The sequence below is a fragment of the Agrobacterium sp. 22-210-1 genome (assembly GCF_053522525.1).
In genome coordinates this window covers 1,105,919-1,128,846 of the sequence record NZ_JBNWCI010000002.1, presented here as the reverse complement: position 1 = coordinate 1,128,846, position 22,928 = coordinate 1,105,919, and the positions used below count along the sequence as shown (strand labels likewise).

General features: G+C 59.5%; 19 protein-coding genes. 17 read left to right on the top strand and 2 right to left on the bottom strand.

Translation table 11 applies throughout. The annotated features are described in order from the left end of the window. The first annotated feature begins 17 nt into the window (after nt 1-17). From ntrB to glpK, 15 genes are all read left to right on the top strand, one after another. Nucleotides 18-911, top strand: coding sequence for a nitrate ABC transporter permease (ntrB, locus tag ACQZ5F_RS18200; protein ID WP_046799063.1), 894 nt, complete (start codon nt 18-20; stop codon nt 909-911). 70 nt (nt 912-981) lie between these two features. After that, nucleotides 982-1,779: an ABC transporter ATP-binding protein gene (locus ACQZ5F_RS18195; protein WP_046799062.1), complete on the top strand. Its 798-nt coding sequence runs from the start codon at nt 982-984 to the stop codon at nt 1,777-1,779. A gap of 5 nt (nt 1,780-1,784) precedes the next feature. Next, nucleotides 1,785-4,232: a nitrite reductase large subunit NirB gene (nirB, locus tag ACQZ5F_RS18190; protein WP_046799061.1), complete on the top strand. Its 2,448-nt coding sequence runs from the start codon at nt 1,785-1,787 to the stop codon at nt 4,230-4,232. Between the two features lie 5 nt (nt 4,233-4,237). Further along, nucleotides 4,238-4,573 (top strand): nitrite reductase small subunit NirD, encoded by a 336-nt coding sequence (gene nirD / locus ACQZ5F_RS18185; protein WP_225338892.1) that lies wholly within the window; start codon nt 4,238-4,240, stop codon nt 4,571-4,573. 214 nt (nt 4,574-4,787) lie between these two features. After that, entirely contained in the window at nt 4,788-7,436 is a 2,649-nt protein-coding gene (locus tag ACQZ5F_RS18180; RefSeq protein WP_225338891.1) for a nitrate reductase, read from the top strand. Then, nucleotides 7,408-8,886, top strand: coding sequence for a siroheme synthase CysG (gene cysG, locus ACQZ5F_RS18175; RefSeq protein WP_225338890.1), 1,479 nt, complete (start codon nt 7,408-7,410; stop codon nt 8,884-8,886). The genes ACQZ5F_RS18180 and cysG overlap by 29 nt, the downstream gene beginning before the upstream one ends. Before the next feature lie 140 nt (nt 8,887-9,026). After that, nucleotides 9,027-9,800: a DeoR/GlpR family DNA-binding transcription regulator gene (locus ACQZ5F_RS18170; protein WP_046799057.1), complete on the top strand. Its 774-nt coding sequence runs from the start codon at nt 9,027-9,029 to the stop codon at nt 9,798-9,800. 107 nt (nt 9,801-9,907) lie between these two features. Further along, on the top strand, nt 9,908-11,431 hold the full coding sequence (gene glpD, locus ACQZ5F_RS18165) for a glycerol-3-phosphate dehydrogenase (protein ID WP_225338889.1): 1,524 nt from the start codon (nt 9,908-9,910) through the stop codon (nt 11,429-11,431). 37 nt (nt 11,432-11,468) lie between these two features. After that, nucleotides 11,469-12,539 carry an ABC transporter ATP-binding protein gene (locus tag ACQZ5F_RS18160; RefSeq protein ID WP_046799055.1) on the top strand — a complete coding sequence of 357 codons (1,071 nt, stop codon included), beginning with the start codon at nt 11,469-11,471 and terminating at the stop codon, nt 12,537-12,539. A 12-nt stretch (nt 12,540-12,551) separates the two neighbouring features. After that, complete coding sequence (locus tag ACQZ5F_RS18155) at nt 12,552-13,622, top strand: ABC transporter ATP-binding protein (RefSeq protein ID WP_052819328.1); 1,071 nt, start codon at nt 12,552-12,554, stop codon at nt 13,620-13,622. 2 nt (nt 13,623-13,624) lie between these two features. Beyond that, nucleotides 13,625-14,491, top strand: a complete 867-nt coding sequence (locus ACQZ5F_RS18150) for a carbohydrate ABC transporter permease (protein ID WP_046799053.1) — start codon at nt 13,625-13,627, stop codon at nt 14,489-14,491. 39 nt (nt 14,492-14,530) lie between these two features. Beyond that, nucleotides 14,531-15,406: a carbohydrate ABC transporter permease gene (locus tag ACQZ5F_RS18145; RefSeq protein WP_371338318.1), complete on the top strand. Its 876-nt coding sequence runs from the start codon at nt 14,531-14,533 to the stop codon at nt 15,404-15,406. Nucleotides 15,407-15,408: 2 nt separating this feature from the next. Continuing rightward, nucleotides 15,409-15,702 carry a DUF2160 domain-containing protein gene (locus ACQZ5F_RS18140; RefSeq protein ID WP_046799051.1) on the top strand — a complete coding sequence of 98 codons (294 nt, stop codon included), beginning with the start codon at nt 15,409-15,411 and terminating at the stop codon, nt 15,700-15,702. A 75-nt stretch (nt 15,703-15,777) separates the two neighbouring features. Next, nucleotides 15,778-17,499 (top strand): ABC transporter substrate-binding protein, encoded by a 1,722-nt coding sequence (locus ACQZ5F_RS18135; protein ID WP_003497935.1) that lies wholly within the window; start codon nt 15,778-15,780, stop codon nt 17,497-17,499. 69 nt (nt 17,500-17,568) lie between these two features. Further along, the gene (gene glpK / locus ACQZ5F_RS18130) at nt 17,569-19,068 is read left to right on the top strand and encodes a glycerol kinase GlpK (protein ID WP_137087124.1); all 1,500 of its coding nucleotides are present in this window, start codon (nt 17,569-17,571) and stop codon (nt 19,066-19,068) included. A gap of 6 nt (nt 19,069-19,074) precedes the next feature. On the opposite strand, the gene ACQZ5F_RS18125 is transcribed toward glpK, so the two are convergent. Continuing rightward, nucleotides 19,075-19,935, bottom strand: a complete 861-nt coding sequence (locus ACQZ5F_RS18125; RefSeq protein ID WP_052819331.1) for a LysR family transcriptional regulator — start codon at nt 19,933-19,935, stop codon at nt 19,075-19,077. Nucleotides 19,936-20,034: 99 nt separating this feature from the next. Between ACQZ5F_RS18125 and ACQZ5F_RS18120 the strand changes: the two genes are divergently transcribed. After that, nucleotides 20,035-21,054, top strand: a complete 1,020-nt coding sequence (locus ACQZ5F_RS18120) for a bile acid:sodium symporter family protein (RefSeq protein WP_225338888.1) — start codon at nt 20,035-20,037, stop codon at nt 21,052-21,054. A gap of 66 nt (nt 21,055-21,120) precedes the next feature. Here the strand turns inward: ACQZ5F_RS18120 and hspL are convergent, their stop codons facing one another. Then, the gene (hspL, locus tag ACQZ5F_RS18115; protein ID WP_046799048.1) at nt 21,121-21,603 is read right to left on the bottom strand and encodes a heat shock protein HspL; all 483 of its coding nucleotides are present in this window, start codon (nt 21,601-21,603) and stop codon (nt 21,121-21,123) included. Nucleotides 21,604-21,971: 368 nt separating this feature from the next. On the opposite strand from hspL, the gene ACQZ5F_RS18110 reads away from it, so the two are divergent. After that, nucleotides 21,972-22,913, top strand: coding sequence for an alpha/beta fold hydrolase (locus tag ACQZ5F_RS18110; protein WP_448730580.1), 942 nt, complete (start codon nt 21,972-21,974; stop codon nt 22,911-22,913). Nucleotides 22,914-22,928 lie beyond the last annotated feature (15 nt).

Below are 22,928 nucleotides of genomic sequence, written 5' to 3'. Positions count from 1 at the left end.
ATCAAGAGGAAACGCCCATGTCCGCATTGGCCCGAAAATTCAAGGAAGAGCCGCAGCAGCCGGCAGCGCAAAAGGCAAACGTCGTGGCACTTTCGCCCAAACATCCGTCGCGGATCGATTTGCGCAAATGGGGTGCTGCAGCGGCCCGTAACACCATACCGCCGCTTGTCGTCCTCGCTGTGTTGCTCGGCGTCTGGCAGCTGCTCTGTTCTGCCCCTGGTTCATCTTTGCCGCCGCCGAGCCAGGTCTTCGAGGAGAGTTACGATCTCATCGTATCGCCGTTTTTCCAGAATGGCTCGCAGGATATCGGCCTCGGGCTGCGTGTTCTGGTCTCGCTGGAGCGTGTGGCTTACGGTTTCGGCCTTGCCGCCATTGCCGGCATCATCCTTGGCGCTGTCATCGGCCAGTCGGTCTGGGCGATGCGCGGCCTTGACCCGATCTTTCAGGTGCTGCGCACGGTGCCGCCGCTTGCCTGGCTGCCGCTTTCGCTGGCCGCCTTTCAGGACAGCAACCCCTCGGCCATCTTCGTGATCTTCATCACCTCCATCTGGCCGGTCATCATCAACACGGCGGTCGGCGTGCGCAATATTCCGCAGGATTACCGTAATGTCGCGCAGGTTCTGCGGCTCAACCAGCTCGAATTTTTCTTCAAGATCATGCTGCCATCGGCAGCACCCTACATCTTCACCGGCCTGCGCATCGGTGTCGGCCTTTCCTGGCTCGCGATCGTCGCAGCGGAAATGCTGACCGGCGGCGTCGGCATCGGCTTCTTCATCTGGGATGCGTGGAACTCGTCGCGCCTGCCCGACATCATCGTGGCGCTTGTCTACATCGGCGTGGTCGGCTTCGTGCTCGACAAGCTGGTGGCGGCGCTCGGCAAGGTCATCACCCGCGGCGCTGCGGCGAACTGAGAGGCAAGCAATTCCAGGAAAAGTGGGAACCGGTTTTCCGTCCGGAATTGCGCCAAAGGAGAAATCAATCATGAACGCTTATCTAAAGCTCGATCATATCGACAAATATTTCGACAAGGGCGGTTCGCGTGCAGAGGTGCTGAAAGGCATCAACCTCACCATCGAAAAAGGCGAATTCGTCTCCGTCATCGGTCATTCCGGCTGCGGCAAGTCCACTATGCTCAATCTCATTGCCGGACTGACGAAAGTGTCTGCCGGTGCCGTTCTGCTCGAAAACCGCGAGGTGAACGAGCCGGGTCCGGAGCGCGCCGTCGTGTTCCAGAACCACAGCCTGCTGCCCTGGCTTTCGGTCTATGAAAACGTCAATCTCGCTGTGGAGAAGGTGTTCAGCAGAACAAAAACCCGGGCCGAGCGGCATGACTGGGTCATGCGCAATCTCGATCTCGTGCAGATGGCGCATGCCAGGGACAAGAAGCCTGCGGAAATTTCCGGTGGCATGAAACAGCGTGTCGGTATTGCCCGCGCGCTCGCCATGGAGCCGAAAATCCTGCTGCTGGACGAGCCCTTCGGTGCGCTCGACGCGCTGACACGCGCGCATCTTCAGGATGCGGTGATGGAAATCCACGCCCGGTTGGGCAACACCATGGTCATGATCACCCATGATGTCGACGAAGCGGTGCTACTGTCGGATCGTATCGTGATGATGACCAACGGTCCGGCCGCCCATATCGGCGAAGTGCTCGAGGTGCCGCTGGCACGCCCGCGCCACCGCATCGAGCTCGCATCCGACAAGACCTATCTCAAATGCCGCGAAGCCGTGCTGAAGTTCCTCTACGAACGTCACCGCTTCGTCGAAGCTGCGGAGTAACGCCCATGACGCAAAAACTCGTCATCATCGGCAATGGCATGGCGCCGGGGCGCATGCTGGAAAACCTGTTCGAAACCGCCCCCGGCCTTTATGACGTCACCATTTTCAACGCCGAGCCGCGCGTCAATTACGACCGCATCATGCTCTCGCCGGTGCTCTCAGGCGAAAAGAGCTATGAAGACATCGTCATCCACAATGACGAATGGTACGCCGCCAATAATGTCACGCTGCACAAGGGCGCGAAGGTCACAGGCATCGACCGTGACAGGAAGACCGTGACCAGCGAAAACGGCATCACGGTCTCCTATGACAGGCTGGTGATCGCCACCGGCTCTTTGCCCTTCATCATTCCCGTTCCCGGCCACCAGTTGCCCGGTGTACTCGCCTATCGCGATCTCGACGATGTGACGAAGATGCTTGCGATCGCCGAGGGTAAGGGTCGCGCCATCGTCATCGGCGCAGGTCTTCTCGGGCTGGAGGCGGCCTATGGACTCAAGCGCCAGGGCATGGATGTCACCGTCATCCATCTGATGCCGACAATCATGGAACGCCAGCTCGATCCGGCAGCGGCCTATCTCCTGGAAAAGGCGCTGAACGAACGCGGCATCGACATCATCACCAAGGCCAACACCAAATGCATCCTCGGTGAGGAGAAGGTCGAGGGCATTGAACTCGAAGACGGTCGTGTCATCAAGGGCGACATGGTGGTGATGGCGGTCGGTATCCGTCCCGCCTCGGGTCTTGCCAAGGAAGCCGGCATCGCCGTCAATCGCGGCATCGTGGTGGATGACGGCATGATGACGTCGGACGCCTCGATTTACGCGCTTGGCGAATGCGCCGAACATCGCGGCATGTGTTACGGCCTCGTTGCGCCGCTTTATGAATCGGCGCGGGTGCTCGCCGACCGGCTTTGCGGCGGTTCGGCGGAATATCACGGCTCCGTCACCAATACCAAACTGAAGGTGACAGGTATCAACCTGTTTTCCGCCGGTGATTTCGCAGAAGGCGACGACCGCGAGGAAATCGTGCTGCGCGATGCCACCGCCGGCGTCTACAAGCGCCTGATCCTCAAGGAAAACCGCATCATCGGCGCGGTTCTCTACGGTGAGACGGCGGATGGGTCGTGGTTCTTCGATCTGATGAAGAAATCGACCGATATTTCCGCCATGCGTGAAACCCTGATCTTCGGCCAGGCCTATCAGGGAGGGTCGCCGCTGGACCCTATGGCGGCCGTTGCAGCCTTGCCGGATGATGCGGAAATCTGCGGCTGCAACGGCGTTTGCAAGGGTAAGATTACCTCGACCATCACCTCCAAGGGGCTGACCTCGCTGGACGACGTTCGCGCTCACACCAAGGCGTCCGCCTCCTGCGGCAATTGCACCGGCCTTGTCGAGCAGCTGATGACGCTGACACTGGGCGACAGCTACAACCCTGCCGCCGTGCAGCCCATGTGCAAATGCACCGATCTTGGCCACGACGATGTGCGTCGTCTGATCAAGGCCAAGGGTCTGAAGACCATTCCCGCCGTCATGCAGGAGCTGGAATGGAAAACCTCCTGCGGCTGCGCCAAATGCCGACCGGCGCTCAATTATTATCTCGTCTGCGATTTCCCGGACGAATATGCCGACGATTATCAGTCGCGTTATATCAATGAGCGCGTCCACGCCAATATCCAGAAGGACGGCACCTATTCCGTCGTGCCGCGCATGTGGGGCGGCGTCACCTCTTCCTCGGAGTTGAGGGCGATTGCGGATGTGGTCGACAAGTTCGAAATCCCCATGGTGAAGGTGACGGGCGGCCAGCGCATCGATCTTCTCGGCATCGAGAAGGAGGATCTTCCGGCGGTCTGGGCCGATCTCGGCAAGGCCGGTTTCATTTCCGGCCAGGCCTACGCCAAAGGTTTGCGCACGGTCAAAACCTGCGTCGGCCAGCAATGGTGCCGCTTCGGCACGCAGGATTCCACCGGCCTCGGCATCCGCATCGAAAAATTCATGTGGGGCTCATGGACGCCCGCCAAGCTGAAGCTTGCCGTTTCCGGCTGTCCGCGCAACTGCGCGGAGGCCACCTGCAAGGATATCGGCGTCATCTGCGTCGATTCCGGTTTCGAGATCCATTTCGCCGGCGCCGCCGGTCTGGATATCAAGGGCACGGAAGTCCTGGGTCTCGTCCAGACCGAGGACGAAGCACTGGAGCATATCGTGGCTTTGACCCAGATGTACCGTGAACAGGCGCGCTATCTCGAGCGCATCTACAAATGGGCCAAGCGCATCGGCTACGACGAGGTTCGCCGCCAGATCATGGACGATGCCGGAAAACGCCGTGCCTATTTCGACCGCTTCGTTTTCAGCCAGAAATTCGCGCAGGTCGATCCCTGGTCGGAACGCGTATCCGGCCATGACAAACACGAATTCAGGCCCATGGCGGCAATCGGTTTCAATCAGGCAGCGGAGTGAGAACGATGGACAGCACCTGGATCGATATTGGCGATATCTCCGATATTCCCCTGCGCGGCGCGCGGTGCGTAAAAACGCCAATGGGCAAGATCGCTGTATTCCGCACGGCGGAAAACCAGGTCTTCGCGATTGAAGACCATTGCCCGCACAAGGGCGGCCCGCTGAGCCAGGGCATCGTGCATGGCGCTTCGGTGACGTGTCCGTTGCACAATTGGGTCATTTCGCTGGAAACCGGCAAGGCCTTGGGGGCGGATGAGGGGGAGGTTAAGACCATTCCCGTTCGTAATCTGGATGGGAGGCTCTCCATTGCACTTGAAACCCTGATGATTGCGGCGGAGTGAATTGCGATGGCGGCGATGATACCCCCCTCTGCCCTGCCGGGCATCTCCCCCTCAAGGGGGGAGATTGATCGCGGCACAAACTTCCATTCACAACCGGTGTTGTTGCCGGTGGAGAGGGAACGAGGAGCCTTCCGCTTGTCGATCTCCCCCCTTGAGGGGGAGATGTCCGGCAGGACAGAGGGGGGTAAGCGTCACGCACTGAGAGGGCAAACCCATGCCCGTTGAAACCAAAACCACCTGTCCCTATTGCGGCGTCGGCTGCGGCGTCATCGCCACCGTCAACGACGATGGCGCGGTCTCCGTCAGGGGCGATCAGGATCACCCCGCCAATTTTGGAAGACTATGTTCCAAAGGATCGGCTCTTGCCGAGACAATCGATCTCGAAGGACGCCTGCTCCATCCCGAAATCGCTGGCAGGCGGGCGGCATGGGACGAAGCGCTCGATCTCGTCGCTTCCCGTTTCTCTCAGGCTATTGCTGAGCATGGCCCTGATTCGGTCGCCTTCTACGTCTCCGGCCAATTGCTGACGGAGGATTATTACCTTGCCAACAAGCTGATGAAGGGTTTCATCGGTTCGGCCAATATCGATACGAATTCAAGGCTCTGCATGTCGTCTTCGGTCGCGGGCCATCGTCGTGCCTTCGGAGCCGATACGGTGCCGGGCACCTACGAGGATATGGAACTTGCCGATCTGGTGATCCTCACCGGTTCCAATCTCGCCTGGTGTCACCCCGTTCTCTACCAGAGGCTGGCGGCGGCGAAGACGGCGCGGCCGGAGATGAAGGTCGTCGTCATCGATCCGCGCCGGACGATGAGTGCCGATATTGCCGATATGCACCTCGCCATCCGCCCGGATGGGGATGTGGCGCTGTTTACCGGTCTGCTTGCGCATCTCTCCGGCAGTTCCGCCATCGATAATGCTTACGTTCAAAACCACACGGCCGGCTTCGAGGCCGCTGTGCAGGCCGCAGGTGAGCGCAGCTTGCCGGAGATCGCCGAAGCCACCGGCCTGACGATTGCCGAACTGATTTCCTTTTACGAATTGTTCGAACGCACCGAAAAGACAGTCACCTGCTACAGCCAGGGCGTCAACCAGTCGGAGAGCGGCACCGACAAGGTCAATGCCATCATCAATTGCCACCTCGCCACCGGCCGCATCGGCCGGCCGGGCATGGGGCCGTTTTCGCTGACTGGCCAGCCGAACGCCATGGGTGGGCGCGAAGTTGGCGGGCTCGCCAACATGCTGGCCGCCCATATGGCCATCGAAAACGCTGAAGATCGCGACCGCGTGCAGCGCTTCTGGGCGTCGCCTGCGATTGCGCGAAAGCCGGGCCTGAAGGCCGTGGACATGTTCCGGGCCGTGGCCGATGGCCACATCAAGGCGCTGTGGATCATGGCCACCAACCCCGTCGTCTCGATGCCGGATGCTGGCGCCGTCGAAGCGGCGATCAAGGCCTGTCCTTTCGTCGTGGTGTCCGATGTTACGGCCAATACCGATACTGCCCGCCATGCCCATGTCCTCCTGCCCTCGCTCGGCTGGGGCGAAAAGAACGGCACGGTGACCAATTCCGAACGGCGCATTTCCCGCCAGCGCGGTTTTCTCCCTGTACCCGGCGAAGCCAAGGCCGACTGGTGGCAGATGGCGGAAGTGGGCCGGCGCATGGGTTTCGACGCTGCTTTCGCTTATGGCCAGCCACTGGAGATTTTCGCCGAACATGCGGCCCTTTCCGGTTTCGAGAATGCGGGTAGCAGGGATTTCGATATCAGTGGAATCGAGCACGATTCCTACGATGCGATGGCGCCCTTTCAATGGCCCAAAGCCGGGCCCGGAGAGGCCGTCGTTACCCGCTTTTTTGCGAATGGTCGTTTTTACCATGCTGACGGCAAGGCGCGGTTCATCGCCACCGTCTTGCCGGAAACCTCCAGGACCTCTTCTGAATATCCGCTGACGCTCAATACCGGCCGCATTCGCGACCAATGGCACACCATGACGCGCACCGGCAAAAGTGCGCGGCTGACCGCCCATATCGCCGAGCCTTTCGCCGAACTTCACCCGCGTGATGCGCAGATGTTGGGGATAGAAAGTGCCGATCTGGTGGAACTGGAAAGCCCCTATGGCAAGGTTCTGCTGCGCGCACTGGTGAGCGAAAGGCAGGCGCGTGGATCGGTCTTTGCGCCGATGCACTGGAACGACCAGTTCGCCTCGCGGGCGCGCATAGATGTGGTTGTTGCGCCGGTCACGGATCCGCACTCCGGCCAACCTGCTTCGAAAAATGTGGCGGTGAAGGCAAGGCTTTTCGAGGCAAAGGCCTATGGCTTCGCCATTTCCCGCACCCGACCCAATGCACCGGATTGTGCCTATTGGGCCATCGCCAAGGCGGATGGCGGCTATCGTATGGAGTTGGCCTTCGAGGAAGAACCGCAGGACTGGACGCTCTGGGCGCGGCAGGTTTTCGGCATCGATGTCAGGGTCGAGCCGCTCGGTTACAGCGACCGGCAGACGGGTGATCTGCGGCTTGCCTTTTTCGATGGTGAGACCCTCTTGGCAGCGCTGTTCATTGCCAATCAGCCGGTGGCCGTCGCCCGCAACTGGGCGATATCGCAGTTGACTGAGCGCCATGAGGATTTGCGCATGCGCTTTGCGCTGGTTGCCGGTCGCCCCGGTGCAGGGCGGGCCGATCCGGGTGCGACTGTCTGCTCCTGCTTCAATGTCGGGGTGAACCAGATCACGGCCGCCATCCGTGAAGGATGCCACAGCGTCGAAGCCATAGGCAAGGCGCTGAACGCCGGAACCAATTGCGGCTCCTGCCGCGCCGAAATCAGGGGGATCATCGATGGATGCCTTAAAACCGCAGCGGAATGAACCGGCCCGTATGGAAAGATTAGCCAAGCTGCCAATCTTCTGGGGGCTTGAGGGCAAATGCGTGGTGCTGGTGGGCGGATCGGAAGGGGCCGCCTGGAAGGCGGAGCTGCTGCTGGCTTGCGGGGCGGAACTTCGTCTCTATTGCGAGGAGAACGAGCTTTCGGAAAGCTTTGCCGCGCTCGTCTCAAGAAGCCCGATGCTCACATGGCATGATCGTCCGTGGGGTCCGGATATTTTCGAAGGCGCCGAGCTGGCGCTGGCGGATTGCGAAACCGACGAGGAGGCCGAGAAATTTTACAATACCGCCCGCACGGCGGGCGTACCCGTTAATGTCATCGACAAGCCGGAATTCTGCCAGTTCCAGTTCGGCTCCATCGTCAATCGCTCGCCGGTGGTGGTGTCGATTTCCACCGATGGTGCGGCACCCATTCTGGCACAGGCCATCCGTCGGCGCATCGAAACATTGCTGCCATTGGCCCTCAAGGATTGGGGCGCGCTTGCCCAGACAATCCGTGAGCGCGTCAATCTGCGGCTCGCTCCCGGCCCGGCGCGGCGCTCTTTCTGGGAAAAATTCGTCGACCGGGCGTTTACCGAAAGGCTGGATGAGAGCAGCGAAGAAAGGCTGCTGACGGATATCGGAGCGCAGGCCGCGCGCACGGGCTCAGGGCACGGACTTGTAACGCTCGTGGGTGCCGGGCCGGGCGACGCCGAGCTTTTGACGCTGAAAGCGGTTCGCGCCCTGCAGGCCGCCGATGTCATCTTATTCGACGATCTCGTGTCAGCGGAGGTGCTGGAACTGGCGCGGCGGGAGGCGAAGCGCATGCTTGTCGGCAAGCGCGGCGGCCGGGAAAGCTGCAAGCAGGAAGACATTAACGACATGATGATCCGCCTTGCCAAGGCTGGCAAACGGGTGGTGCGGCTGAAATCCGGCGACCCCATGATTTTCGGGCGCGCCGGCGAGGAGATCGCGGCGCTGGAAGCCGAAAACATCCCGGTCGATGTTGTGCCGGGGATCACCGCCGCGAGCGCCATGGCCTCGCGCCTCGGCATCTCCCTGACGCATCGCGACCATGCCCAGTCTGTCCGCTTCGTCACCGGTCATTCGCGGCAAGGAAAGTTACCGGAGAACATTGACTGGGCATCGCTCTCCAATCCCGCCGTGACCACTGTTTTTTATATGGGCGGCCGAACCGCAGCAGATATCCAGTCCTCCCTGCTCGCTAACGGCATGCCCGCTTCGACGCCCGTTGCGGTGATGATTTCCGTCAGCCGGGCGAATGAACAGCGCTGGTGCGGTTCACTCGCGCAATTGGCTGCGGCGGTCGAGAGGCTAGGCGTGAACGAACCTGTCCTGATCGGTATCGGCGATGCGTTCGGTGCCGCGTCTTCTGGATTCGCCGGTATCGATATGCAGGGGGTCGCCTCGATGATGGCTAAGAAAGCCGGCTAATAAGTTTGCGTGCGACGCCGGTGCATGTTTCAGGCATATTCGCAGACAGGTAGAACTCACCGCTACAAACCTTCCCTTGACATTGGTTTTTCGTTCGCTCTTCAATAAAACGAAAAAATTGAAAGAGGAGGGAGGGTGAAATGCTTCTCACACCGCGTCAGGATGAAATCGTTGCACTGGCGAAAGCGAACGGGCGGGTGCTGGTCGACGAGCTGGCGGCGCGCTTTTCGGTGACCCCCCAGACTATCCGCAAGGACCTGAACGATCTCTGCGATACCAGGGTGCTGACACGCATCCATGGCGGCGCACTTTTTCCAAGCGGCAATGAAAACGTCAAATACGAGGCGCGCCGGGCGATTGCTTCTGTCGAAAAACAGGCGATCGGTGCCGCCGCTGCTGCCCTCATCCCCAACAATTCGTCGCTCTTCATCAATATCGGCACGACGACCGAGTCGGTGGGTGAAGCGCTGGCGGACCACCACGAATTAATGGTCATCACCAACAATATCAATGTTGCCAACAGGTTGCGAGTTTTTCCCGGCATTGAAGTGGTGATTGCCGGCGGCGTCGTTCGCGGTTCCGATGGTGGTATCGTCGGTGAGGCAGCCGTCGATTTCATCCGCCAGTTCAAGGTCGATTTCGCCGTCATCGGCGTTTCGGCCATCGATGAGGACGGCGCGCTGCTGGATTTCGATTTTCGCGAGGTCAAAGTCGCGCAGGCGATTATTTCCAATGCCCGCCATGTCATTCTGGTGTCGGATTCGCTTAAATTCGAGCGCACGGCCCCGGTGCGCATTGGCCATCTTTCGCAGGTGCATACCTTTATTACCGATCATTGTCCGGTCGATTCGATCCGCTCCATCTGTGCCGATCACGACGTTCGGCTGATTGAAACCGAGGCGCGGGAGACCTAATCCTGCACCATTGGAATTTCGTTTGACATTCGTTTTGTCTTCGAATTAGATGATCGTGCTTTCAATATATCGATGAGGAGAGCGTCGATGAAAGCGCGGGAGAATTCATGTCTGACGAGGCAATCCACGATATTTTCGTGATCGGCGGCGGGATCAATGGCTGCGGCATTGCGCGTGACGCCGTTGGCAGGGGTTACTCCGTTGCACTCGCGGAAATGAACGATTTTGCCTCCGGCACCTCGTCCGCCGCGACCAAGCTCATCCATGGCGGTTTGCGTTATCTTGAACATTACGAGTTTCGTCTGGTGCGCGAAGCGCTGATGGAACGCGAGGTGCTGTGGGCCATGGCGCCGCACATCATCTGGCCCATGCGTTTCGTTCTGCCGTTCCAGAAGGGTGGCGTGCGTCCGGCATGGCTCGTGCGTCTCGGACTTTTTCTTTATGATCACCTCGGCGGCCGCAAGCTTCTGCCCGCGACCCGTTCACTCGATCTGCGCCGGGATCCCGCGGGAAAACCGTTGAAGCCGATTTTTGCCCGCGCTTTCGAATATTCCGATGGCTGGGTGGACGATGCCCGGCTTGTGGTGCTGAACGCCCGCGATGCCGCCGAGCGCGGTGCTCTGATCCTCAATCGTACGCAGGTGGTTTCAGCGCGACGCGAAGGCGCCTTCTGGCGGGTTGAAACGAGAAGTGCTGCCGGGGAAAACGCGACCTATCGGGCCCGCATGCTGGTGAATGCCGCCGGCCCCTGGGTGGACAAGGTCCTGTCTTCGACATTCGGCAAAAATAATGTCCACAATGTCCGCCTCGTGCAGGGCAGCCATATCATCGTGCGCAAGAAGTTTGCCGATCCCCGCGCCTATTTTTTTCAGAATCCGGACGGGCGCATCATCTTCGCCATCCCTTACGAACAGGATTTTACGCTGATCGGCACGACGGATCGCGACTATACCGCTGACCCCCGCGCTGTTAAGATCACCGCGGAGGAAATCAGCTATCTTTGCAGCGCGGCCAGCGAATATTTTGCCGAGCCGGTGACGCAGGACGATATCGTCTGGACCTATTCCGGCGTGCGGCCGCTGTTCGACGACGGTGCGTCGAAAGCGCAGGAGGCGACGCGCGACTATGTGCTGAAAACCGAAGGGGCGGAAGGCGAAGCGCCGCTTCTCAATATTTTCGGAGGCAAGCTCACCACCTATCGGCGGCTTGCCGAACATGCTCTTGAAAAAATAGGCGATGCGCTGGGGGAAAAGGGCGCGCCATGGACGGCAGGCTCGCATTTGCCGGGTGGAAATTTCGGGGCTGAGGCCTATGCCGGCGAGGTTACGACCCTTCAGTCACGTTATCCCTTCCTCGATGAGCGTCACGCCAAGCGGCTAGTCCGCTGTTACGGGACGGACGCGGCGGCGATAATCGGCAAAGCGGCAGAGAAGGCGGCACTGGGCCGTCATTTCGGCGGCACGCTTTATGAGGCTGAGGTCCGCTGGCTGATGGCGCAGGAATGGGCGCTGACGGCGGAGGATATTCTCTGGCGCCGCACCAAACAGGGGCTTTTTTTCACCCCTGAAGAGGTGCGCGGGCTCGAGGACTATATCGAGGACATTGCAGGGGAACGCTTGAAGGCAATCTGACGATCCGATCGAAAAGCGGAGGAGGCTTTGGATCACCATGCTTGAATTGCGAAACGTCTCGAAGATGGCCGGCGGTGAATATCATATTCACCCGACCGATCTGACGTTGCAGCGCGGAAGCCTGAACGTCCTGCTTGGACCGACACTTTCGGGCAAGACGACGTTGATGCGGCTGATGGCCGGGCTGGACAAGCCGAGCGGCGGTGCGATCTTCTTCAATGGCGAGGACGTGACGGGCTGGCCGGTGCAGAAGCGCAACGTTGCCATGGTTTATCAGCAGTTCATCAATTATCCGGCGCTGAGCGTTTACGAAAACATCGCTTCACCCATGCGGGTTGCCGGCAAGGACCAGCCCACCATCGACAGGGAAGTGAGGAAGGCCGCCGAGCTTCTGAAGCTGACGCCCTATCTCGATCGGACGCCTCTCAACCTTTCCGGTGGCCAGCAGCAGCGCACGGCGCTTGCCCGCGCCATCGTCAAGAACGCCAATCTGGTGCTGCTTGATGAGCCGCTGGCCAATCTCGACTACAAGCTGCGCGAGGAACTGCGCGAGGAACTGCCGCGCATCTTCGCTGAATCCGGCGCGATCTTCGTTTATGCCACCACCGAACCTTCCGAGGCGCTGCTTCTGGGTGGCAATACCGCGACGCTCAATGAGGGAAGGGTGACGCAGTTCAGCCGTACGATCGAAGTTTACCGGCATCCGGTGGACATCGTGACCGCGGAAATCTTCGCCGATCCGCCGCTTAACACCATTGAGGTCATCAAGGCCGGTAATGCTTTCACCCGTGCGGACCATGCCGTCGTGGCAGTCCCTGCACATCTTGCCAGCATGCCAGATGGCCCCGTCACCATTGCCTTCCAGCCGCACCACCTCTTCCCTTATGCGAAGGGAGAAGCGCGGCAGTCCATCCGCGCGCGGACGCTGATTTCGGAAATCGCCGGATCGGAAAGCTTCGTGCATGTGGAATTTTCGGGCCGGCGCTGGGTCATGCTGGCGCATGGCATTCACGACATCGAGCCGGACAGGGACATCGAGCTGTTTCTAGATACGCGGCATTTGATGGCCTTTGACGCGAATGGCCGCGCCATCGGCAAAGCGGCTTGAGGGAGATCGATCATGGCACGCATCACGCTCGATCACATCCGCCACGCCTATAACGCCAAGGCGCAGGCAGCCGGCGATTATGCCCTGAAAGAAGTGCATCACGAATGGGAGGATGGCGGGGCTTATGCGCTGCTTGGCCCTTCCGGCTGCGGCAAGACCACGCTGCTCAACATCATTTCCGGGCTGCTGCGTCCTTCCGAAGGACGTATCGCTTTCGACGGAACTGACGTGACCGATCTTGCCACCGAAGACCGTAATATCGCCCAGGTGTTCCAGTTTCCGGTCGTCTACGACACGATGACGGTCTACGACAATCTGGCTTTTCCGCTGCGCAACCGGCATGTGCCGGAGGCCGAGGTGGATCGTCGGGTGCGGGACATCCTTGAGATGACCGATCTTTCCGGCATGGCCAAGCGCCATGCGCGGGGGCTGACGGCAGACCAGAAGCAGAAAATTTCTCTGGCACGCGGCCTCGTGCGTTCCGACGTCAATGCGATCCTGTTCGACGAGCCGCTGACGGTGATCGATCCGCATATGAAATGGGTGCTGCGGTCGCAATTGAAGCGCCTGCACCGGCAATCCGGTTTTACCATGGTCTATGTTACCCACGACCAGACCGAAGCGCTGACCTTCGCCGACAAGGTGGTGGTGATGTATGATGGGCAGATCGTGCAGATCGGCACGCCAGCCGAGCTTTTCGAGCGGCCGGGACATACATTCGTCGGTTACTTCATCGGCTCGCCCGGCATGAATGTGTTGCCCGCCAAGATAGATGGCTCGACCGCGATGGTCGGCGGCCTTGGTGTGCCACTTGCCGGAGTGCCAAGGGTCGATGGAGCCCAGCGTATCGAGATCGGCGTCCGCCCGGAATTCATCCGGCTGGAACGGGGCGGCATGCCCATTACGGTCGACAAGGTCGAGGATATCGGCCGGCAAAAGATCGTGCGCGCCCGGTTTGCCGGCCAGAAGCTGGCGATCGTTGTTGCAGAAGACGAGGAAATTCCGGCGGAAGCGGGTGTTCGCTTCGACCCGGCCGCCATCGGCGTCTTCGCCGATTCCTGGCGTGTGAAGATGGGGGCCTGAGCATGGAAAAGAGCTGGAACAACAAAGCATGGTTCATGGTGCTGCCGGTTCTGGTGCTGGTCGCCTTTTCCGCCGTCATTCCGCTGATGACCGTTGTGAATTATTCGGTGCAGGATACGTTCGGCAACAACCAGTTCTTCTGGGCCGGAACGCAATGGTTCGAGGAAATCCTGGCATCGGCCCGGTTCTGGGATGCGCTGGGGCGCAACCTGCTGTTCTCCGGCATCATTCTGGCGATTGAAATTCCGCTTGGCATTTTCATTGCGCTCAAAATGCCGAAATCCGGCATCGGCGTGCCGGTCTGCCTCGTGACGATGGCGCTGCCGCTTCTGGTGCCGTGGAATGTCGTCGGCACGATCTGGCAGGTGTTCGGGCGCAGCGATATCGGGCTGCTCGGTTATTATGCCAATCAGCTCGGGCTTGATTACAACTACGTCAATGATCCGCTCGATGCGTGGATTACGGTCGTTATCATGGATGTCTGGCACTGGACGAGCCTTGTCGTGCTGCTGTGCTACGCCAGCCTCGTTTCCATTCCGGATGCCTATTATCAGGCGGCAAGGATCGATGGCGCATCGCGTTTCGCCGTGTTCCGGTTCATCCAGCTGCCAAAGATGAAGCGCGTGCTGCTGATCGCTTTCCTGCTGCGCTTCATGGACAGCTTCATGATCTATACCGAGCCTTTCGTCGTGACCGGCGGCGGTCCGGGTAACTCCACCACCTTCCTGTCCATCGATCTCGTGAAGATGGCGCTCGGCCAGTTTGACCTTGGCCCTGCAGCAGCCATGTCGCTGATCTACTTCCTCATCATCCTGCTGTTGTCCTGGGTGTTCTACACCGTGATGACCAGCCACGACGCGGAGACTTGAGACATGAGCGCCTCTGATGTCACCACAAGCGTGGAACGGATGGGAAATTCGCCTGTCAAAGCCGCCTCGGCGGGATTGTCCGGCCTTGCCGCACGGTCGCGCCGTCGCCATGGGCCATCGCGTTTTTCCTGGCTCGTGCCGACGATCTACATCATTCTTCTGCTCGTGCCGATCTATTGGCTCGTCAATATGAGCTTCAAGACGAATGCGGAAATTGTGTCGTCCATGACGCTTTATCCGCACCAGCCAACGCTGCAGAACTACCGGACGATCTTCACGGATTCCTCCTGGTATTCGGGTTATATCAACTCGATCATCTACGTCGTCATGAACATGGTGATCTCGGTTGCGGCAGCACTTCCGGCGGCCTATGCCTTCTCGCGGTATCGGTTTCTGGGCGACAAGCACCTGTTCTTCTGGCTGTTGACCAACCGAATGGCGCCGCCCGCCGTCTTCGCGTTGCCCTTCTTCCAGCTTTATTCGGCATTCGGGCTGATCGACACGCATATCGCTGTGGCGCTGGCGCATTGCCTGTTCAACGTGCCGCTGGCGGTGTGGATCCTCGAAGGCTTCATGTCGGGCGTGCCGAAGGAGATCGACGAGACCGCCTATATTGACGGCTACTCCTTCCCGAAATTCTTCGTGAAGATTTTCATGCCGCTCATCGCGTCCGGCATCGGTGTCGCCTGCTTCTTCAGCTTCATGTTCTCGTGGGTTGAACTTCTGATCGCCCGCACGCTGACGACCACGGACGCCAAGCCGATTGCCGCGACGATGACGCGCACTGTTTCGGCCGCCGGCATGGACTGGGGCCTGCTGGCCGCTGCCGGTGTGCTGACGCTCATTCCGGGCGCGCTGGTGATCTGGTTCGTGCGCAATTACATCGCCAAGGGCTTTGCGCTGGGGAGGGTTTGACCATGATGAAGATACCCGATTTTTCCTGGATGGCATGGACCTGGGCGACGGCCGCGTTTTTCTGCGCCATCGCCGTGCTGCTGGTCGGCATGTGGTTCTGGGAATATTTTTCGCCCGGCGGCAATCCCCGCTTCGGCCTCTTGCGCTTTGAGACGACGCGCGGCGACCGGCTGTTCATCTCGCTGCTTGGCAGCGCCTTCATTCATCTCGCATGGCTCGGGCTGGTCGGCCCGAACCTGTGGTGGGCTCTCGCTCTGTCCGTGGTCTACGCCATCGGCGTTTTCCGTTTCGTCTAGAGCAGAAAGAACGGTGCGGCGGAGGAAAACCGCACTGGAGGACTTCATGCAATCGCAACCCCTGGGAGGACTGATATGCGACGGCATCTGATGACGACGACAGCAGCCATGCTGCTGGCAATGACGGGTTCCGCTTTCGCCGGAATGGAGGAAGCAAAGCAGTTTCTGGACAAGGAAATCGGCGATATGTCGTCGCTTTCCCGTGGCGATCAGGAAAAGGAACTGCAATGGTTTATCGATGCCGCGAAACCTTTCGCAGGCATGGACATCAAGGTCGTTTCCGAATCCCTGACCACGCATGAATATGAATCCAAGGTTCTGGCACCGGCCTTTACCGCCATCACCGGCATCAAGGTCACGCATGACATCATCCAGGAAGGTGACGTCGTCGAAAAGATTCAGACCCAGATGCAGACCGGCCAGAACCTTTATGATGGCTGGGTCAATGACAGTGACCTTATCGGCACGCATTGGCGCTACCAGCAGGTGCGCAACCTGACCGACTTCATGGCCAATGAGGGCAAGGACGTCACCAATCCCGGCCTTGATCTCAAGGACTTTATCGGCAGCGCCTTTACAACGGCACCGGACAAGAAGCTCTACCAGCTTCCCGACCAGCAGTTCGCGAACCTCTACTGGTTCCGTTACGACTGGTTCAACGACGACAAGAACAAAGCCGATTTCAAGGCCAAATACGGTTACGACCTCGGCGTTCCGGTCAACTGGTCGGCCTATGAGGATATCGCCGAATTCTTCACCGGTCGCGATGTCGGCGGCAAGAAGGTCTTCGGCCATATGGACTACGGCAAGAAGGACCCGTCACTCGGCTGGCGCTTCACCGATGCCTGGCTTTCCATGGCCGGCAACGGCGACAAGGGCCTGCCGAACGGCCTGCCGGTCGATGAATGGGGCATCAAGGTCAACGACAAGTCGCAGCCGGTCGGTTCCTGCGTGGCGCGCGGTGGTGATACCAACGGTCCGGCTTCGGTCTATTCCATCGAGAAATATCTCGAATGGCTGAAGAAATATGCGCCACCGGAAGCCCAGGGTATGACCTTCTCCGAATCCGGTCCGGTGCCGGCGCAGGGCAACATTGCCCAGCAGATCTTCTGGTACACGGCCTTCACCGCCGATATGGCCAAGCCCGGCCTGCCGGTCGTCAACGAGGACGGTTCGCCGAAATGGCGCGTCGCACCCTCGCCGCATGGCGTCTACTGGAAGGACGGCATGAAGCTCGGTTATCAGGATGTGGGTTCGTGGACATTGATGAAATCCACCCCCGACGACCGCGCCAAGGCCGCTTGGCTTTATGCGCAGTTCGTGACCTCGAAGACGGTGGATGTGAAGAAGAGCCATGTGGGTCTCACCTTCATTCGTGACAGCACGATCCATCACCAGAGCTTCACGGACCGGGCGTCCAAGCTCGGGGGCCTTATCGAGTTCTATCGCTCGCCGGCCCGCGTGCAATGGTCGCCGACCGGCACCAACGTTCCTGACTATCCGAAGCTGGCGCAGCTGTGGTGGCAGGCAATCGGCGATGCGTCGTCGGGTGCTAAGACCGCTCAGGCGGCAATGGACTCTCTTTGCGCCGAGCAGGAAAAGGTCATGGCCCGTATCGAGCGCGCCGGTGTGCAGGGTGATATCGGCCCGAAACTGGCGGAAGAGCACGATATCGACTACTGGAACAAGGACGCCGTTTCGAAGGGCAATCTGGCGCCGCAGCTGAAGATTGCCAACGAAAAGGAAAAGCCGGTCACCGTCAATTACGACGAACTGGTCAAAAGCTGGCAGAAGTAATTTCTGCATGAAATCTTAAACCGGGGCGGCTTTGCCGCCCCGTCATTGCGTCTGAAAGGGAGTGACATAATGGGCGGTTATATTCTGGCGATCGATCAGGGAACGACATCGACACGGTCGATGGTCTTTGATCGCGACATGCGGGTGATCGGTGTCGGACAGCGAGAATTTCCGCAACATTTCCCGGCCTCGGGCTGGGTGGAACATGATGCCGAGGATATCTGGAAAAGCGTGCTCGAAACCATTCGGCTGGCGCTTGCCGATGCCGGTATCGCCGCTTCCGATATCGAGGCGATCGGCATCACCAACCAGCGGGAAACGACAGTGCTTTGGGACCGCAACACGGGTGAGGCCGTGCACCGGGCCGTGGTCTGGCAGGATCGCCGCGCCGCGCCGGTCTGCGAGGATCTGAAGCGGCGGGGATTGGAGCCGCTTTTTTCGAAAAAGACCGGCCTGCTGCTCGACCCGTATTTTTCCGGCACCAAACTCAAATGGCTTCTGGATAGCGTCAGCGGCCTTCGCGAAAAGGCGGTGAAGGGAGACATCTGCTTCGGCACGGTCGATAGTTTCCTGATCTATCGCCTTACCGGCGGTCGCCGCCATGTGACCGACGCGACCAATGCCTCGCGAACGCTGATCTATAATATTGAAGACAACGCCTGGGATGACGAATTGCTGTCGATCCTCGATATTCCCCGCGCCATGTTGCCGGAGGTGCTGGATTGCGCCGCCGATTTCGGCGTGACCGACAAGTCGCTTCTGGGTGCGGAAATCCCGATCCTCGGCGTGGCAGGCGACCAGCAGGCGGCCGTGATCGGTAATGCCTGCTTCGAACCGGGGATGATGAAATCGACTTACGGCACCGGCTGTTTTGCGCTTCTTAACACCGGCACCGACCGGGTGACTTCGACAAATCGGCTGCTGACGACAATTGCCTATCGTCTCGACGGTGTGACGACCTATGCGCTTGAAGGCTCGATCTTCATTGCGGGTGCGGCGGTGCAATGGCTGCGTGACGAGCTGGGCTTCATTTCGGTCGCCTCGGAAGTTAGCGCGCTTGCCGAAAAAGCCGATCCCAAGCAGCGGGTCTATCTGGTGCCGGCTTTCACCGGCCTCGGTGCCCCCTATTGGGATGCGGAGGCGCGGGGCGCGATTTTCGGCCTGACGCGTGGCACCGGACCTGCGGAATTCGCGCGCGCGGCGCTGGAAAGCGTTGCCTATCAGACCTTCGATCTGCTGGACGCCATGCGCAAGGACTGGGCGGGTGACAATGGCAAGACGGTGCTGAGGGTCGATGGCGGTATGGTTGCCTCCGATTGGACGATGCAGCGGCTGGCCGATGTTCTTGCCGCGCCGGTGGACCGGCCGGTCTTTCTGGAAACGACTATTCTGGGTGCGGCATGGCTTGCGGCTTCCCGTGCCGGTATCTGGCCGGATCGTGAAGCCTTTGCAGCTCATTGGAAACGCGACCGTCGTTTCAATCCCGATATGGACGAGACAGAACGGAAAAATGCCATCGCCGGCTGGCGGGATAGTGTCGGTCGCTGCCTGTCGCGGCGGGAAGGCTGACAGAATTTAAACGAAACTGCCCGGTGCGATGCTCTTGCTGGAAACGAGATCGGAAAGGGCGCGCACCAGTTTCGTGTCGGTGCCCTTGCTGGGCTGAAGCACGAATTCAACGTCTTCAAGCGCCGGCAGCACATCCGCCGCAATCTCCTTGAGACCGGCGGGCGCCATGCTGCGCGGTTGCACCAGAATGCCCATGCCCGCTCTTGCAGCAGCAGTCAGTCCACTAAGGCTGCCGCAGGTGCAGACGATGCGCCAGGCGAGACCGGCACGGTCCAACGCTTCCTGCGCCGCCTTTCTGGTAATGCTCGGCGGTGGAAAGGCGATCAGCGGCAGGGCGTCCGGCTGGTTCAGCATCCGCTCCGGGTCGCGCGCCAGCCACACCAGCGGTTCGCGATAGAGGAAGTGTCCAAGCTTGTCGCCAAGACGGCGTTTCGCCAGCACCACATCCAGTTCGCCATTGTCTTGCATCTGGTAAAGCACGCCGCTCAGCGAAACCGTCAGTTCCAAATCCACCAGAGGATAAAGACGGATGAATTCTTCCAGAATAGCCGTCAACCGACTGGCGACGAAATCTTCGGATACGCCGAGTCTGAGCCGTCCGCGCAGGCGGCTTTCGCTGAAGAGCGAGGAGACCTTGCTGTCGATGTCAAGCATATTGCGGGCATAACCCAGCAGCGCTTCGCCCTCGCCGGTCAGTTTTACCTGATGGGTGCTGCGCGCAATCAGCCGACGACCAAGTGAGGCCTCCAGCCGTTGAATATGCTGGCTGACGGTGGATTGGCCAACGCCCAGTCGCTCGGCGGCCAGCGTGAAGCTGCCGGTTTGCTGAAGCATGACGAAGCTGGCAAGATGTTGAAGGTTCAGCATTATCTCAAATCATGATAACTGTTAGTCTTTGCATTCGAATTCATGATTAGCGATAGTGGCTGACATTTCAAGCAAAACCGATGCCGGAAAGATTTTCCCATGACCCGCTTCCTGCCTGACCGCTTCACCATGATGCTGGTTGCCACCGTGATTTTGGCTTCCTTTTTGCCCATCAGCGGTGAGCCGGCGGAATATTTCGGGCTGGCGACGAAGCTGGCGATTGCGCTTCTGTTCTTCCTGCATGGTGCGCGGCTGTCGCGGGATGTGGTGATTGCCGGCATCCTGCACTGGCGTCTGCACTTGGCGATCCTGCTCGTCACTTTCGGCCTTTTCCCGTTGCTGGGCGTGGCGATCGGTTTCATTCCCGAAAGCATTCTGCCGGCGCCGCTTTATATGGGCGTGTTGTTTCTCTGTGTCCTGCCATCCACCGTGCAGTCTTCCATCGCTTTCACCTCGATGGCGGGCGGAAATGTACCGGCGGCGATCTGTTCGGCTTCGGCATCGAATATTTTCGGCATGTTCCTGACGCCATTGCTGGTTGGGCTGCTGTTTACGGTCGGCGGCCATGGCAACGGGTTTTCGCTGGACGCGTTCCTGCAAATCTTCCTGCAGCTGTTGTTGCCTTTCATCGTCGGTCAGGTGTTGCAGCCGTGGATTGGCGACTGGATCCGGGCGCGCAAGAAACTGCTGTCTCCTGTCGATCGCGGCTCCATTCTGATGGTTGTCTATCTCGCCTTCTCCGATGCGGTCATCGAGGGCATATGGCAGACGTTTTCGCTCAGGGACATCGGGGTGGTCATCGTCATCAACATTCTGCTTCTGGCGCTTGTCCTCTGCGTGACGATGTTCGGCAGCCGGGCGCTTGGTTTCAACAAGGCGGATGAAATCACCATCACCTTCTGCGGGTCCAAGAAGAGCCTTGCCAGTGGCGTGCCCATGGCGGGTGCGATCTTTGCCGGCCAGAGCATTGGTGCAATCGTTCTGCCAATCATGCTTTTCCATCAGATTCAGCTGATGGTCTGCGCTGTGCTGGCCCAGCGTTATGCCCGCAAGGCCCACGAAAAGGCAGCGATTACAGAAACGGCTGCCGCAGAAGGCGTGGTGGCACCCACCCGCTGACACGAAAATTTCTGCAAACAAAAACGGCCCCGTAAAGGGGCCGTTCCTGTTGCATGTCAGGATAGTTTAGTTGACCTGAGCCGGCGTGATCTGGGCTTCGATCGTCTTCGGCGCATCGGCGCTGTCGGACGAGATCGCGATGCGGCGCGGCTTCATGGCTTCCGGAATATTGCGGACGAGATCGATGTGGAGCAGGCCGTTCTTTAAGGAAGCGGTCTGGACTTCGACATGGTCGGCAAGCTGGAAGCGGCGTTCGAAAGCGCGCGTGGCGATGCCGCGATACAGGAACTCGCCTTCGGATGACTTCTCGTCCCCGGACTTCTCAGCCTTCACCGTCAGCGCATTGGCGCGGGATTCAATGCTGAGTTCGGTCTCATCGAAACCGGCGACAGCCATGGTGATACGATAGGTGTTTTCGCCCGTCCGCTCGATATTGTAGGGCGGATAGGACTGGGCCTGTTCGGGCTGGCCGAGGCCGTCAAGCATCGAAAAAAGACGGTCGAAGCCGACGGTGGAGCGATAAAGGGGGGAAAAATCGACGTGACGCATGGTGTCCTCCTTAAGAAGCGACTGTTTGCGGTTAAATCCGGCGTCCCGTTCTGGCGACGACCGGACATAGGGCGCGGCCCCGTTCTGGCGACCGCATGAAGGAGATGGGAATGGCTTGAGCCTGCGTCAAGGGGTGGTCACAACATGAACCATGGCTGAACATCCGGTTCCGGCATCATTCAGTTTGAGCGCCATAAAACTTCGGTCATCGGAGACATTCTCCGTGGACAGAAGCAATAACGTCCCTTCTTCTTCTGTCTTACTCGCCGGAACCGCGACTGCTTTAACCGACGGTTCCGGCAATTTTTTCTTTGACCTTCTGTCGCCGCCGACCTATCCGAAAAGAGTTGAAAAGCCGGAAAAGACCGATGATCGAAGCCACATTGCGCGCCAGCGAAGACAACCCGGTTCCCGGCAACCATACCGTTGGATATTTTGCCGGCCATGGCGGCAAACAGCTTCGATATGCGATCTTTCGCGCCAGCCGCCATATTGCCCGCGGAACGGTGGTTCTGCTGCATGGCCGCAACGAATGTATCGAGAAATATTTCGAAACGGTTGCCGATCTGACGGCCATGGGTTTCTGGGTCGCGACCTTTGACACACGCGGGCAGGGCGGTTCTGAACGGCTGTTGAAAAGGCCGGGCGCCGGGCATGTTCGGCGCTTTTCCGACTATCAGCGCGATATCAGCCTGTTTCTCGAGCAGGTGGTGTTGCCGGATACGCGGCTGCCATTCTTCATGATAGCGCATTCCACCGGCGCGCTTGCAGCGCTTGCGGCGGCACCCGACCTGTCTAACCGGATAGACCGCCTCGCGCTTTGCTCGCCATTCATCGAACTGGACAGCCAGCAATCCATTCCCGCGCCCGTCATCCGGATTGTTTCGACGGTCTTAAGTCTCATCGGCCTGGGAAGAGTTCAGCTCGGCAAGGATCAGCGTGAGCGGGATTTCGATGGCAATCCGCTGACCTCGGATGCGAAGCGGTTTGCGCGAAATCTGTCGCTGCACCGGCAATTTCCGGAACTGTTCATCGGTGCGCCGACGGCGCGCTGGGTCTATGAAGCCTTGAAGGCCATGGCGCGGGTGACCCGTCAGGATCATCTGACTAACATCACCATTCCGACCCTCATCCTGGCGCCGATGCTGGATACGATTACGCCCTATAAGGCGCAGGAAGAGCTCTCACGCAATTTCCGTGCGGCGCAGCTTCTTCCCATCACCGGCGCGCGCCATGAACTGCTGCATGAGCGTGACGTTTTCCGCAAACAGGCGCTGGCGGCCATCGACGCTTTTTTCGCGCCGGAGTGATGCGGCCGCAAAAGC